The organism is Streptomyces sp. NPDC030245, from assembly GCF_055572995.1.
Map to the genome: position 1 here is coordinate 1 of NZ_JBVICF010000020.1, position 14,116 is coordinate 14,116.

Here is a 14,116-nt window from a genome sequence, read left to right on the forward strand (position 1 = left end):
TACTGCAGGGGGGACCCTGTGGGAGAGTAGGACGCCGCCGAACTCCTTTTGAATGGGAAACCCCCGCACCTTATGGTGCGGGGGTTTTCTGCGTTCTGGTGGCCCGGGGCCCGGGTACCCCTCCGCACCGACGTGCCGCGACTGAGGGTAGGGTCAGGGGGCATCATTGGCTCTTTCCCACAGGAGGCCCCCGGGTGGAGGTCCAGGAGACTCGTGTCCAGACGGACCGGGTCCTCACCATCCCGAACATCCTCAGCATGGCGCGCCTCGCCGGCGTACCTCTCTTCCTGTGGTTGATCCTCAGGCCCGAGTTCGGAGGGCCCAACAGTGACGGCTGGGCGCTGCTGGTCCTGGCGCTCAGCGGCGTCAGTGACTACCTCGACGGCAAGCTCGCGCGCCGTTGGAACCAGATCAGCAAGCTCGGCCGGCTCCTCGACCCTGCCGCCGATCGGCTCTATATCCTCTCGACGCTGGTCGGCCTGACCTGGCGGGAGATTCTGCCGCTCTGGCTGACCGCGGCGCTGCTGCTGCGCGAGCTGGTTCTGCTGGTCATGGTCGGGATCCTCAGGCGCCACGGCTATCCGCCGCCCCAGGTGAACTTCCTGGGCAAGGCCGCCACCTTCAACCTGATGTACGCCTTTCCACTACTGCTCCTGAGCGACGCAAGTGGCTGGATCGCCACACCCGCTGCTATTTTCGGATGGGCGTTCGCCGGATGGGGTACAACGCTGTATTGGTGGGCAGGGATCCTATATGTGGTTCAGGTCCGCCGACTTGTCAAGGCGGACAACCCAGCCGATTGAGCTCGCCGATTCGGTGGCTGTAGAGGCTCCATGGGCCCGCATCCGACATGTGCGGGTCCATTCAGGTGGGCTGGTCGGCTAAATCGTCGTCTATGAGGAGGACGCTTCCGACATGAAGGCCGTCGTGATGGCCGGCGGTGAGGGCACACGCCTTCGCCCCATGACCTCGAGCATGCCCAAGCCGCTCCTTCCTGTGGCCAACCGGCCGATCATGGAGCACGTGCTTAGGCTGCTGAAGAGGCATGGGCTCACCGAGACCGTAGTGACAGTGCAGTTCCTGGCGTCTCTCGTCAAGAACTACTTCGGCGACGGCGAAGAGCTTGGGATGGAGCTCACCTATGCCAACGAAGAGAAACCGCTCGGTACCGCAGGCAGTGTGAAGAACGCCGAGGAAGCGCTGAAGGACGACGCCTTCCTCGTGATCTCCGGTGACGCTCTGACCGATTTCGACCTCACCGATCTGATCGCCTTCCACAAGGAAAAGGGCGCGCTTGTCACCGTCTGCCTGACGCGCGTACCCAATCCACTGGAATTCGGCATCACCATCGTCGACGAAGAAGGAAAGGTCGAGCGCTTCCTCGAGAAGCCGACCTGGGGGCAGGTCTTCTCCGACACGGTGAACACGGGCATCTACGTCATGGAGCCCGAAGTCTTCGACTACGTCGAGGCCGATGTGCCGGTCGACTGGTCCGGAGATGTCTTCCCGCAGCTGATGAAGGAAGGCAAGCCCGTCTACGGCTACATCGCCGAGGGCTACTGGGAGGACGTCGGCACGCACGAGAGCTACGTCAAGGCGCAGGCCGACGTCCTCGAGGGCAAGGTCGACGTCGAGCTGGACGGCTTCGAGATCTCTCCCGGGGTCTGGGTGGCGGAAGGTGCGGAGGTGCATCCCGACGCCGTCCTGCGCGGACCGCTGTACGTCGGGGACTACGCCAAGATCGAAGCGGACGCCGAGATCCGCGAGCACACCGTCGTGGGCTCCAATGTCGTGGTCAAGAGCGGCGCGTTCCTGCACAAGGCCGTCGTGCACGACAACGTCTACATCGGGCAGCAGAGCAACCTGCGGGGCTGCGTCGTCGGAAAGAACACCGACATCATGCGCGCGGCCCGCATCGAGGACGGCGCGGTCATCGGCGACGAGTGCCTCGTCGGTGAAGAATCGATCATCCAGGGCAACGTCAGGGTCTATCCCTTCAAGACCATCGAGGCCGGCGCCTTCGTCAACACCTCGGTCATCTGGGAGTCCCGCGGACAGGCGCACCTCTTCGGGGCGCGCGGTGTCTCCGGAATCCTGAACGTGGAGATCACGCCCGAGCTCGCCGTGCGCCTGGCCGGCGCCTATGCGACGACCCTGAAGAAGGGGTCCACCGTCACCACGGCGCGTGACCACTCACGAGGTGCGCGGGCGCTGAAGCGGGCGGTGATCTCGGCGTTGCAGGCCAGCGCCATCGACGTACGAGATCTGGAGAACGTGCCGCTGCCCGTCGCGCGCCAGCAGACGGCCAGAGGAAGCGCCGGCGGCATCATGATCCGCACCACGCCCGGGGTGCCGGACTCCGTCGACATCATGTTCTTCGACGAGCAGGGCGGGGACCTCTCGCAGGGCAGCCAGCGGAAGCTGGACCGGGTCTACGCGCGCCAGGAGTACCGGCGGGCCTTCCCCGGGGAGATCGGTGACCTGCACTTCCCGTCCAGCGTCTTCGACTCCTACACGGGGTCGCTGCTGCGGAACGTGGACACGACCGGCGTCGCCGAGTCCGGGCTCAAGGTCGTCGTCGACGCGTCCAACGGCAGCGCCGGTCTCGTACTGCCGAGCCTCCTCGGCAAGCTCGGGGTGGACGCGCTGACCATCAACCCGGGGCTCGACGAGTCGCGGCCCACGGAGACCGCCGAGTCCCGCCGGGCGGGCCTCGTCCGGCTCGGGGAGATCGTGGCATCCGCCCGGGCCGCCTTCGGAGTGCGCTTCGACCCGGTCGGCGAGCGGTTCTCGCTCGTCGACGAGAAGGGCCGGATCGTCGAGGACGACCGGGCCCTGCTGGTGATGCTCGACCTGGTGGCCGCCGAGCGGCGCAGCGGGCGGGTGGCGCTGCCGGTGACGACGACGCGCATCGCCGAGCAGGTCGCCGCGTACCACGGGACGCAGGTGGACTGGACGACCACGTCGCCCGACGACCTGACGAGGGTGGGCCGGGCCGACTCGACCATCTTCGGCGGTGACGGGCGCGGCGGCTTCATCGTCCCCGAGTTCAGCGGCGTCTTCGACGGCACCGCGGCGTTCGTGCGGCTCATCGGTCTTGTGGCGCGTACGCAGCTCACCCTGAGCCAGATCGACGCGCGCATCCCGCGCGCCCATGTGCTGCGGCGGGACCTCGCCACCCCGTGGGCGGTCAAGGGGCTCGTGATGCGGCGCGTGGTGGAGGAGGCCGGCGAGCGGTCCGTGGACACCACCGACGGTGTGCGGGTCGTGGAGGCCGACGGACGGTGGGTGCTCGTGCTGCCCGACCCGGCCGAGGCCGTCACCCATCTGTGGGCCGAGGGACCCGACGACGCGTCCGCCCAGGCGCTGCTCGACGAGTGGTCCGCGGTGGTGGACAGCGCAGGTCGCTGACGTTTCCGAGCGCCGGGCAGCACCCACAACGGGTGCTGCCCGGCGCGTCGGTGGGGCCATTCGGAGGTAGCGCCCCCGACGTGCGACGATGTGCGGCATGCCGCAGCAGCCCCCCGTTCGGAGCACCCCCTCGCGCCCCCGGCGCCCGGACGCGTCCATGTCGCTGCTCACCACCGTCATGGACCACAGCCTCGACGAGGGGTACGCGGAGGCCGCCGCCCGCAAGCAGGCCAGGGGGAACAGCGGTGTCCCCCGTCCGCTGCGGGCCAAACTCGGGCTCGCGGCCGGGCTCGTGCTCGCCGCGCTGGTCGTCACCGTGGGGGCCGCGCAGGCGCGGATAGAGGCGCCGGTGCTGGCGAAGGAGCGCGAGGAGCTCATCGACCGCGTCGAAGAGGCGACGGCGGGAGCCGACCGGCTCGAGGACGACGTGGACGAGCTCCGCGACGACGTCGGCGAGCGGCAGCGGGCCGCGCTGAAGCAGCACGGCGGCAGCCAGGGCGAGTTGCTGGGCCTCCTCTCCGGAGCCACGGAAGCCCAGGGGCCCGGCGTGAAGCTCGTCGTGGACGACAAGAAGCAGGCCGACCAGGGCGGCGGCGGACCGCGCGAGAGCTCCGGGTTCTCCGACACCGGGCGGGTGCGCGACCGCGACATGCAGCGTGTCGTCAACGGCCTGTGGCAGTCGGGCGCCGAGGCGATCTCGATCAACGACCAGCGGCTCACCGCCCTGTCGGCGATCAGGGCCGCGGGTGACGCGATACTGGTCGACAACAGACCGCTGGTGCCGCCGTATACGGTGCTCGCGGTGGGCGACGGGAAACGCATGAGCACCCGTTTCCAGAACAGCCGTGACGGTCAGTACCTGCATGCCTTGCAGGAGAACTTCGGCATCCGGACCAGCATCTCCGTGTCGGACGAGCTTCGGCTGCCGGCTGCGCCGAGCGTGACCGTACGAACAGCAGAGCCGAAGGCAGGAAAGGGCACATCGTGATCGCCGTACTGGGCCTCGTCGTGGGAGTCGTGGCCGGATTGTTGGTTCGGCCCGAGGTTCCGGCGGTGGTCGAGCCGTACCTTCCGATCGCCGTGGTCGCGGCTCTCGACGCCGTGTTCGGAGGGCTGCGGGCGATGCTCGACGGCATCTTCGACGACAAGGTCTTCGTGGTGTCGTTCCTGTCGAACGTGGTCGTGGCCGCGCTCATCGTCTTCCTCGGCGACAAGCTCGGCGTCGGCGCCCAGTTGTCCACCGGCGTCGTCGTGGTCCTCGGCATCCGGATCTTCTCCAACGCCGCGGCGATCCGCCGCCACGTCTTCAGGGCGTGACGCCGATGAGTGCCGACGAGAGGCCCGAGTACAACCGGCGCAAGGAACTGCCCGCCGAGGTCCCCAGCGCGCCCGAGAAGCCCGCGTCCGCCGAGCCAGGGGGAAAGCCTCCGCTCACCGGCCGTCAGCGGCTGGTGAAGGGCCTGTGGCCGCCGCGCGTGACCCGGCCCCAACTCATCGTCGCCCTGCTGCTGTTCGTGCTGGGCCTCGGCCTGGCCATCCAGGTGCGGTCCAACAACGACAGCAGCGCGCTGCGCGGCGCGAGACAAGAAGATCTCGTACGCATCCTCGATGAACTGGATGACCGTACCGAGCGTCTGGAAGAAGAGAAGCGACGCCTCGAGGAACAGCGGACCGGACTGGAGAACAGTTCGGACCAGGCCGAGGAGGCGCGCAAGCAGACGGTCGAGCGGGAGCGGCAACTCGGCATCCTGGCAGGCACGGTGGCGGCCCAGGGGCCCGGCATCACGCTCACCATCGAGGACAGGAAAGGGGCGATCGAGGCGGACATGCTGCTCGACGCCATTCAGGAGCTGCGCGCCGCGGGCGCCGAGGCGATCCAGATCAACGACGTACGCGTCGTCGCGAACACTTATCTGTCGGACGCCGGCGGCGGGGGAGTACGGGTGGACGGCCGCAAGGTCGGCGAACCGTACCTCTTCAAGGTGATCGGCAAGCCGCAGGATCTCGAACCTGCGCTGAACATCCCGGGAGGCGTGGTGCAGACTCTGGAGAAGGAGCAGGCCACGGTCACCGTGGAACGCTCGGAGAAGATCGTCGTGGACGCCTTGCGACCTGCGAAGCGGCCTGACTACGCTCGGTCGTCCTCCCAGTGAGGGGCGGACGCATGAGGGTCGTCGGGCAGGGGCATGAGGTTGCGGGGGGTCGGCGCACCGGAAGCGTGGTGCGTGGTGGAAACTGTTTGGTGGCCACGGACGTTGTGAGGATGTCTGGCTCACCGACGAATGCCGGTGTGTGCAATCAGGGTTCGTCCTGCCCCACGGGCGGGTCTGTTTCGGTCAAGGGGAATCGCCCGTGAAGTTGTTTGCGAAGTTGTTCGGCAAGAGCGCTCGAGAGGACAGCGGCAATCCGGCCACTGCCCGGCACCGCGCTCCGCGCCAAGGAGATGCCGAGGAGCAGGGCGCGGGGCGCCCGATGTTCCGCGATCAGGTCGCTGGTCCAGGCGGTGACATTTCGGGCGGACAGGGCGCGTCGTCTGTTGACCCTGCCGGTCCCGGACGCATAGGTTTCGGAGAACCTTCAACCTCAAGTGCGGGTGGAGGGTATGCCTCCGACCCGTACGCATCGAACGCCCCTGCGGGGCGGCCACGGCAGGAGGACCCGTCCATGGCGCTGGTGTGTACGAGGTGCGGTAACCGAAACGCCGAGGCGAGCCGGTTCTGCTCCAACTGCGGTGCGCCGCTGCGGGCCGGCGCCGCGCCGGAGCGCGCGTCGGAGACGACCTCGACGATCTCCATCTCGGGCCTGGAGGCCTACGACGCCGAGGCGACGGGTACGAACCCGTCTCCCGCGCTCTCCCCGGAGGCGCAGGCGGCCGTCGACGCGCTACCGCTCGGTTCGGCGCTCCTCGTGGTGCGCCGCGGCCCGAACTCGGGCAGTCGTTTCCTGCTCGACGGTGAGCTGACCACGGCGGGGCGTCACCCGCAGAGCGACATCTTCCTGGACGACGTGACGGTGTCGCGTCGCCACGTGGAGTTCCGTCGCCTCGGGGACGGCTCCTTCACCGTCGCCGACGTGGGCAGCCTCAACGGCACGTACGTCAATCGGGAGCGGATCGACTCGGTCTCGCTGTCGAACGGCGACGAGGTGCAGATCGGCAAGTACCGACTGGTCTTCTACGCGAGCCAGCGGGCCGTCGGCATCTGACCCTCCCCCAGACGCCGTCCGGGGGGATCCCCAGGGAAGGTCCATGCTTCAAACACCGAGGGGCGGTGCCGGTCACGGCACCGCCTCCGCGGACCGCCGACTGATGAGCATCGGCACCGTGCTGAACGAACTGCGTGCCGAATTTCCCGAGGTCACGATCTCCAAGATCCGGTTCCTGGAGTCCGAGGGGCTCATCGAGCCCCAGCGCACCCCTTCCGGATACCGGAAGTTCAGCCCGGAGGACGTCGAGCGGCTCGGTCTCGTCCTGCGGATGCAGCGGGACCACTATCTGCCGCTCAAGGTCATCCGTGAGCACCTCGACGCGCTGGAGCGCGGTGAGAAGCCCCCGATGCCCTCCCTGGGGCGTCACGGGGACGCCGGTGACGCTCAGGGCCCCGGCGAGGCCGAGGGGCCGACGGTGGCCCGTCTGGGCCGTGCCGAGCTGCTGGCGGCCGCCGAGATCGACGAGGTACAGCTCGCCGAGTGGGAGGCGTACGGCCTCGTCGCACCGTTGCCGGACGGCGGGTACGACGCGGAGGCCGTCACGGTCGCCTCACTCGTGGTGGAACTCGGCCGGTTCGGTATCGAGCCGCGGCACCTGCGGGCCATGAAGGCCGCCGCGGAGCGTGAGGCCGGGCTCGTCGAGCAGGTGGTCGCTCCGCTGCGGCGGCACCGCAATCCGCAGACCAGGGCCCATGCCGAGGCCCGCGCCAAAGAGCTGGCGGGCCTGACGGGGCGGCTGCACTCGGCGCTCGTGCAGATGGCGCTCGGCATCAGATTGCCCTGACTCGCCCGGTCCCGTCCGGTACTCGGCGGGTGCCCGACTACCCAAACCTGCCAGCCACGTCCTAGGGTTGCTGTGTGAACGAGCTCGACGTCGTAGGTGTCCGGGTCGAAATGCCCTCCAACCAGCCGATCGTGCTCCTGCGTGAAGTGGGAGGCGACCGGTACCTCCCCATCTGGATCGGACCAGGTGAGGCGACCGCCATTGCCTTCGCGCAGCAGGGCATGGCACCCGCACGGCCGCTGACCCACGACCTGTTCAAGGACGTGCTGGAAGCGGTGGGCCAGGAGCTCTCCGAAGTGCGCATCACGGACCTGCGCGAAGGCGTCTTCTACGCGGAGCTGGTCTTCGCCAGCGGTGTCGAGGTGAGCGCGCGTCCGTCCGACGCCATAGCGCTGGCCCTGCGCACCGGGACGCCCATCTTCGGAAGCGACGGCGTCCTGGACGACGCCGGCATCGCCATCCCCGACGAGCAGGAGGACGAGGTGGAGAAGTTCCGCGAGTTCCTCGACCAGATCTCGCCCGAGGACTTCGGCACCAACAGCCAGTGAGCCGCTTCCGGCGGCCCGCGTGGGACCATTCGGCTAGCCTTTCCCCGCGGTGAGGTACGGGAAACCACTCTCAGGGTGATTATCACTCGGCGTGCCGAGTGTGGCGATCGTTGACGAGCCCCTGGCGACTGCCTACCGTCGAGAAGGCAGGTCAAGGAGGGAGGTCGGCGTGAGAAGCAGCGGCGACGGTACGGCGATGGGCGGTCCGTACCCGCTCCACGGCGGCGCGGCCGGTCACTCTCCGAATCGACCGATGGCGGTCCAGGGGAGCGGGGACACCACGTCCGAGCAATCCGAGCAGGTCGGCTACCGCGGTCCCACCGCGTGCGCGGCCGCGGGCATCACCTACCGGCAGCTCGACTACTGGGCCCGTACCGGCCTGGTCGAGCCCAGCGTGCGGGCCGCGGGCGGCTCCGGGACGCAGCGGCTCTACAGCTTCCGCGACGTCGTCGTCCTCAAGATCGTGAAGCGGTTCCTCGACACCGGGGTCTCGTTGCAGAACATCCGTACGACGGTGCAGCATCTGCGGGAGCGCGGGTTCCGCGACCTGGAGCGGATGACGCTGATGAGCGACGGCGCCACGGTCTACGAGTGCACGTCCCCCAGTGAGGTCCACGAGCTGCTCCAGGGCGGGCAGGGGGTCTTCGGGATCGCCGTGGGGGTCGTCTGGCAGGACGTCGAGGCCGCGCTGTCCCAGCTGCACGGCGAGCGCATCGACACCGGAGAGACGCTCATCGGGCACAATCCGGCCGACGAGCTGGCCCGAAGGCGCAACAAGGCGGTCTGAGGCCGCGTTGTCAGTGGCGTAGGGCAGCATCGGAGATGTGAGAAGCGCCCCGACGATCCTGCATCTGGACATGGATGCCTTCTACGCGTCCGCGGAGCAGGCCGCGAAGCCCAGCCTGCGTGGCAAAGCCGTGATCGTGGGCGGGCTGGGGCCGCGGGGTGTGGTGGCGACCGCCTCCTATGAGGCGCGGCGCTTCGGGGTGCACTCGGCGATGCCCATGGGGCAGGCCCGCAGGCTGGCGCCGAACGCCGCGTATCTCGTGCCGCGCTTCGGGCTGTACCGGGAGATCAGCGAGCAGGTGATGGGGCTCCTGCGGGAGCTGTCGCCGCTGGTGGAGCCGCTCAGCCTGGACGAGGCCTTCGTGGACCTGGAGGCCGGTGGCGTCGCCGATGACGAGGAGTCGGCCAGGGCCGTGGGGGAGCGGCTGCGGGCGGACATCAGGGCGGTGACGGGGCTCGCCGGGTCGGTGGGGCTCGCCGTCTCCAAGATGCTGGCGAAGATCGCCTCGGAGGAGGCCAAGCCGAACGGCCTCGTGCTGATCACCCCGGGGACGGAGCGCGCCCTGCTGGGGCCGATGTCCGTGCGGACGTTGCCCGGGGTGGGGCCTGCTACGGGCGACCATTTGCGGCGGGCCGGGATCACGACGGTCGAGGAGCTCGCGGAGGCCGGTGAGGACGAGCTCGTACGACTGCTGGGGAAGGCCCATGGGGGCTCGCTGTACGCGATGGCGCTCGCGCACGACGAGCGGCCCGTGGTGGCCGAGCGGGAGTCGAAGTCGGTCAGCGTCGAGGACACGTACGACGTGGACATCCACGACCGGGTGCGGGTCAGGACGGAGGTCGGGCGGCTCGCGGAGCGGTGTGTGCAGCGGTTGCGGGCGGCCGGGCACTCGGGGCGGACCATCGTGCTCAAGGTGCGGAGGTTCGACTTCTCGACGCTGACGCGGTCCGAGACGCTGCGCGGGCCCACCGACGACCCGGGAGTGGTGCGGGAGGCCGCGGCGCGGCTGCTGGAGTCCGTGGACACCACGGGAGGGGTGCGGCTGCTCGGAGTGGGCGTCACGGGGCTCGCGGACTACACGCAGGAGGACCTCTTCGCGCAGGCGCAGGCTGCCGAGGCGGCCCTGGCCGCTGAGGCGGGGGTGTCAGGGGCCGCGGGGGAGGGAGCCGAAGGTGCGGCGGCGGGGGAAGTGGCCGCGGAGGATCCGGAGCCGGCCGCGGAGGCGGTGGTGCCGGCCGAGCGGCGGTGGCCGGCCGGGCACGACGTGCGCCATGCCGAGTACGGGCACGGCTGGGTGCAAGGGAGCGGCCTCGGGCGGGTGACGGTGCGCTTCGAGACGCCGGACTCGCCGCCGGGGCGGGTGCGGACGTTCCGGACGGACGACCCGGAGCTGGAGCCCGCTGAACCGCTGCCGTTGGTCGCGGCCGGGGCGCGGCGCATGACAGCGGCCGGAGCAGGGCTCGAAACGGCCTCCGAAGCGGCTCGGGCGGCGGTGGAGCGCCCCGGCTGATCCGAAGACACTCTGCTGGGGCCCGGGGGGCGCTGTCCGGCGGTCAGGGGGCTTCTGTGCCGGCGATGCGGCCGAAGTCCTGGTCCGGCGGGGGCTGCGGGGTGTCCGGCGGTGTCGTGTCCAGGCCGTAGTGGTGGTAGAGCTGGAGTTCCTGCTCGGGGGAGAGGTGGCGGCCCACGCCGAAGTCCGGGGCGTCCTTGATCAGGGCGCGGTCGAAGGGGATGTGCAGGGTGCCGTCCGCGGCCAGCTCGCTCGGCTCCAGCGGGACGAAGGCGTCGCGGCTGAACAGGCCGGTGCGTATGGCGGCCCACTCCGGGGCGCCGGTGGCATCGTCGAGGTAGACCTCGTCGATCGTGCCGATCTTGGTCCCGTTCCGGTCGAACGCCTTGCGGCCGATCAGGTTGCGCGGATCGATATCGGTCTGCACGGGCCCTCCAGCTGGTCGCGGCTCGTCGAAAACGGGCGTAACTCATCTTTAATCATTCGTAGTCACTACGAAAGAGCACTTCGGGGCAGGTGGCCACTCGAGGGAACGGCCGGGGTCCTCGCTGGTAGGCTGGCGCTTGGCTGCTGACCCCGTGCGGGAGAGCTCTCCGGGAGGTGATCCCGGAGGCGCCGAAGGAGCAAATCCTCCCCGGAATCTCTCAGGCACCCGTACCGCACGGACGAGGTCACTCTGGAAAGCAGGGCGGGCGTCGGGCGGGCACGTTCGGAACCCTTCCTCACCGACGGTGAAAGCAGATCTGTCGAAACAGGCGGGTCTGTGAAGCTCTCAGGTTGAGATGACAGAGGGGGAGGCCGTCCGGGTACCCGCGCCGTGGTACCCCTCGCAGGTCGTGCAGACCAGGAGGCCTCCGCAATGACTGCCACCCATCGCATCCCGCTCTCGGAGCTTGAGCAGGGCATCCCCTTCGAGCAGCGGCACATAGGGCCCGATGCGGAAGCGCGGGCGAAGATGCTCGCCCAGGTCGGGTACGGATCGCTCGACGAGCTGACGGCCGCCGCGGTGCCGGATGTGATCAAGAACGCCGAAGCGCTGAAGCTGCCCGGCGCGCGCTCCGAGGCCGAGGTGCTGGCCGAGCTGCGCTCCCTCGCCGACCGGAACCAGGTCCTCGACTCCATGATCGGACTCGGGTACTACGGCACCTTCACGCCGCCCGTCATCCTGCGGAACGTGATGGAGAACCCGGCCTGGTACACGGCCTACACGCCGTACCAGCCCGAGATCTCGCAGGGCCGCCTGGAGGCGCTGCTCAACTTCCAGACCATGGTCGCCGAGCTGACCGGCCTGCCCACCTCCGGAGCCTCGCTCCTCGACGAGGGCACCGCCGCCGCCGAGGCCATGGCCCTGTCGCGGCGCATGGGCAAGGTCAAGAACGGCGTCTTCGTCGTCGACGCCGACGCGCTGCCGCAGACCATCGCCGTGATTGAGACCCGGGCCGAGCCGACCGGTGTCGAGGTCGTCGTCGCCGACCTGAGCCGGGGCATTCCGGCCGAGGTCGCCGAGCGCGGTGTCGTCGGCGTGCTCGTCCAGTACCCGGGCGCCTCCGGTGCCGTGCGGGACATCAAGCCGCTCATCGACGAGGCCCACGAGCTCGGTGCCGTCGTCACCGTCGCCGCCGACCTGCTCGCCCTGACGCTGCTCACCTCGCCCGGCGAGCTGGGCGCCGACATCGCCGTCGGCACGACGCAGCGCTTCGGCGTGCCGATGGGCTTCGGCGGGCCGCACGCCGGTTACATGGCGGTCCGCGAGAAGTTCGCCCGCAGCCTGCCCGGACGGCTCGTCGGCGTCTCCGTCGACGCCGACGGCAACAAGGCCTACCGGCTCGCGTTGCAGACCCGCGAGCAGCACATCCGCCGTGAGAAGGCCACCAGCAACATCTGTACCGCTCAGGTGCTGCTCGCGGTCATGGCCGGAATGTACGCCGTCTACCACGGGCCCGACGGCCTGAAGGCGATCGCGCGGCGCACCCACCGCTACGCGACCCTGCTCGCCGCCGGTCTCACCGGGGGCGGCTACGAGGTCGTCCACGGCGCCTACTTCGACACGCTCACGGTGCGGGCGCCCGGCAAGGCCGCGCAGCTGGTGGCCACCGCCCGCGAGGGTGGCGTCAACATCCACCTCGTCGACGCCGACCACGTCTCCCTGTCCTGCGACGAGACGACCACGCGCCGGCAGCTCAGCGCGGTCTGGGGCGCCTTCGGCGTCGACGCGGACGTCGAGGCGCTCGACGCCTCCGTCGCGGACACGCTGCCCGAGGCCCTGCTGCGCGGCGACGACTACCTCACGCACCCGGTCTTCCACCAGTACCGCTCCGAGACGTCGATGCTGCGCTACCTGCGCAAGCTCGCCGACCGGGACTACGCGCTCGACCGCGGCATGATCCCGCTGGGCTCCTGCACCATGAAGCTCAACGCGACCACCGAGATGGAGCCCGTCACCTGGCCCGAGTTCGGCCAGCTGCACCCCTTCGCGCCCGCCCAGCAGGCCCAGGGCTACCTCACGCTCATCCGTGAGCTGGAGGAGCGGCTCGCCGAGGTGACCGGCTACGACAAGGTCTCCCTCCAGCCCAACGCCGGTTCGCAGGGCGAGCTCGCCGGTCTGCTCGCCGTCCGCGGCTACCACCGGGCCAACGGCGACGAGCAGCGCACCGTCTGCCTCATCCCGTCCTCCGCCCACGGCACGAACGCCGCGAGCGCCGTCATGGCCGGCATGAAGGTCGTCGTCGTGAAGACCGCCGACGACGGTGAGATCGACGTCGAGGACCTGCGCGCCAAGATCGAGAAGCACCGCGACGAGCTGGCCGTCCTGATGATCACGTACCCCTCGACGCACGGCGTCTTCGAGGAGCACGTGGCCGACATCTGCGCGGAGGTGCATGAGGCCGGTGGCCAGGTGTACGTCGACGGCGCCAACCTCAACGCCCTGGTGGGCCTCGCCAAGCCGGGCCACTTCGGCGGCGACGTCTCGCACCTGAACCTGCACAAGACGTTCTGCATCCCGCACGGCGGCGGCGGTCCGGGTGTGGGTCCGGTCGGTGTGCGCGAGCACCTCGCGCCGTACCTGCCCAACCACCCGTTGCAGCCCGCGGCCGGCCCCGCGACCGGCGTCGGCCCGATCTCCGCGGCGCCGTGGGGCTCCGCCGGCATCCTGCCGATCTCCTGGTCGTACGTGCGCCTCATGGGTGGCGAGGGCCTCAAGCGCGCCACCCAGGTCGCGGTGCTCTCCGCCAACTACATCGCCAAGCGCCTGGAGCCGCACTACCCGGTGCTCTACACCGGTCCGGCCGGCCTGGTCGCGCACGAGTGCATCGTCGATCTGCGGCCGCTCAGCAAGGCGACCGGTGTCAGCGTCGATGACATCGCGAAGCGGCTCATCGACTACGGCTTCCACGCGCCGACCATGTCGTTCCCGGTCGCGGGCACCCTGATGATCGAGCCGACGGAGAGCGAGGACCTGGCCGAGATCGACCGGTTCTGCGAGGCGATGATCGCCATCCGCCGGGAGATCGAGAAGGTCGGCTCGGGCGAGTGGGCCGCCGACGACAACCCCCTGCGGAACGCCCCGCACACCGCCGCCGCGCTGAGCGGCGAGTGGGAGCACGGGTACAGCCGTGAGGAGGCCGTCTTCCCGGCCGGTGTCGTGGCGTCGGACAAGTACTGGCCGCCGGTGCGCCGTATCGACCAGGCGTACGGCGACCGGAACCTGGTCTGCTCCTGCCCGCCGCTGGATGCGTACGAGGACTGATGCCCGCGCCCGTGTGGAGCGGGCATGCGGCGGGGCCGGTTCGGAGAGTTCTCTCCGGGCCGGCCCCTCGTCTGTTCGGTGGTGCGGTGGTGCGCTATTGCGGACTTGCGGTGTGGTGCGG

The 14,116-nt window shown here is 69.7% G+C and carries 12 protein-coding genes and 1 riboswitch; of the genes, 11 read left to right on the forward strand and 1 reads right to left on the reverse strand.

The features are described 5' to 3' along the window. The first annotated feature begins 194 nt into the window (after window positions 1-194). The 10 genes from ACZ4Z4_RS37380 (at window position 195) to ACZ4Z4_RS37425 (ending at window position 10,247) form a co-directional block, all read left to right on the forward strand. Entirely contained in the window at window positions 195-803 is a 609-nt protein-coding gene (locus ACZ4Z4_RS37380; RefSeq protein WP_362995195.1) for a CDP-alcohol phosphatidyltransferase family protein, read from the forward strand. 112 nt (window positions 804-915) lie between these two features. Continuing rightward, window positions 916-3,411 (forward strand): sugar phosphate nucleotidyltransferase, encoded by a 2,496-nt coding sequence (locus ACZ4Z4_RS37385; RefSeq protein ID WP_468338050.1) that lies wholly within the window; start codon window positions 916-918, stop codon window positions 3,409-3,411. Window positions 3,412-3,499: 88 nt separating this feature from the next. Beyond that, window positions 3,500-4,399 carry a DUF881 domain-containing protein gene (locus tag ACZ4Z4_RS37390; protein ID WP_362995199.1) on the forward strand — a complete coding sequence of 300 codons (900 nt, stop codon included), beginning with the start codon at window positions 3,500-3,502 and terminating at the stop codon, window positions 4,397-4,399. After that, window positions 4,396-4,728 (forward strand): small basic family protein, encoded by a 333-nt coding sequence (locus ACZ4Z4_RS37395; protein ID WP_003988855.1) that lies wholly within the window; start codon window positions 4,396-4,398, stop codon window positions 4,726-4,728. The genes ACZ4Z4_RS37390 and ACZ4Z4_RS37395 overlap by 4 nt, the downstream gene beginning before the upstream one ends. A 5-nt stretch (window positions 4,729-4,733) precedes the next feature. Continuing rightward, window positions 4,734-5,564: a DUF881 domain-containing protein gene (locus ACZ4Z4_RS37400; protein WP_468338054.1), complete on the forward strand. Its 831-nt coding sequence runs from the start codon at window positions 4,734-4,736 to the stop codon at window positions 5,562-5,564. An 82-nt stretch (window positions 5,565-5,646) separates the two neighbouring features. Further along, entirely contained in the window at window positions 5,647-6,615 is a 969-nt protein-coding gene (locus ACZ4Z4_RS37405) for an FHA domain-containing protein (protein ID WP_468338326.1), read from the forward strand. Window positions 6,616-6,658: 43 nt separating this feature from the next. Continuing rightward, complete coding sequence (ftsR, locus tag ACZ4Z4_RS37410) at window positions 6,659-7,402, forward strand: transcriptional regulator FtsR (RefSeq protein WP_468338057.1); 744 nt, start codon at window positions 6,659-6,661, stop codon at window positions 7,400-7,402. A gap of 74 nt (window positions 7,403-7,476) precedes the next feature. Beyond that, complete coding sequence (locus tag ACZ4Z4_RS37415) at window positions 7,477-7,950, forward strand: bifunctional nuclease family protein (RefSeq protein ID WP_063795355.1); 474 nt, start codon at window positions 7,477-7,479, stop codon at window positions 7,948-7,950. 169 nt (window positions 7,951-8,119) lie between these two features. Then, the gene (locus ACZ4Z4_RS37420; protein WP_468338060.1) at window positions 8,120-8,737 is read left to right on the forward strand and encodes a MerR family transcriptional regulator; all 618 of its coding nucleotides are present in this window, start codon (window positions 8,120-8,122) and stop codon (window positions 8,735-8,737) included. Between the two features lie 37 nt (window positions 8,738-8,774). Beyond that, window positions 8,775-10,247, forward strand: coding sequence for a DNA polymerase IV (locus tag ACZ4Z4_RS37425; protein ID WP_468338064.1), 1,473 nt, complete (start codon window positions 8,775-8,777; stop codon window positions 10,245-10,247). Between the two features lie 43 nt (window positions 10,248-10,290). Here ACZ4Z4_RS37425 and ACZ4Z4_RS37430 read toward each other — a convergent pair whose 3' ends face one another. Beyond that, a complete protein-coding gene (locus tag ACZ4Z4_RS37430) occupies window positions 10,291-10,674 on the reverse strand; it encodes a PRC-barrel domain-containing protein (RefSeq protein WP_468338067.1) in 384 nt (127 codons plus the stop codon). A gap of 144 nt (window positions 10,675-10,818) precedes the next feature. Continuing rightward, a riboswitch (glycine riboswitch) is annotated at window positions 10,819-10,917 on the forward strand. 189 nt (window positions 10,918-11,106) lie between these two features. Here ACZ4Z4_RS37430 and gcvP point away from each other — a divergent pair. Continuing rightward, entirely contained in the window at window positions 11,107-13,995 is a 2,889-nt protein-coding gene (gene gcvP, locus ACZ4Z4_RS37435; RefSeq protein ID WP_468338070.1) for an aminomethyl-transferring glycine dehydrogenase, read from the forward strand. Window positions 13,996-14,116 lie beyond the last annotated feature (121 nt).

What these genes read in the sequence shown, in the direction of transcription:
- ACZ4Z4_RS37385 (WP_468338050.1), top strand. Translation starts at nt 916, where the DNA reads ATGAAGGCCGTCGTGATGGCCGGCGGTGAGGGCACACGCCTTCGCCCC.
- ACZ4Z4_RS37390 (WP_362995199.1), top strand. Translation starts at nt 3,500, where the DNA reads ATGTGCGGCATGCCGCAGCAGCCCCCCGTTCGGAGCACCCCCTCGCGC.
- ACZ4Z4_RS37400 (WP_468338054.1), top strand. Translation starts at nt 4,734, where the DNA reads ATGAGTGCCGACGAGAGGCCCGAGTACAACCGGCGCAAGGAACTGCCC.
- ftsR (WP_468338057.1), top strand. Translation starts at nt 6,659, where the DNA reads ATGCTTCAAACACCGAGGGGCGGTGCCGGTCACGGCACCGCCTCCGCG.
- gcvP (WP_468338070.1), top strand. Translation starts at nt 11,107, where the DNA reads ATGACTGCCACCCATCGCATCCCGCTCTCGGAGCTTGAGCAGGGCATC.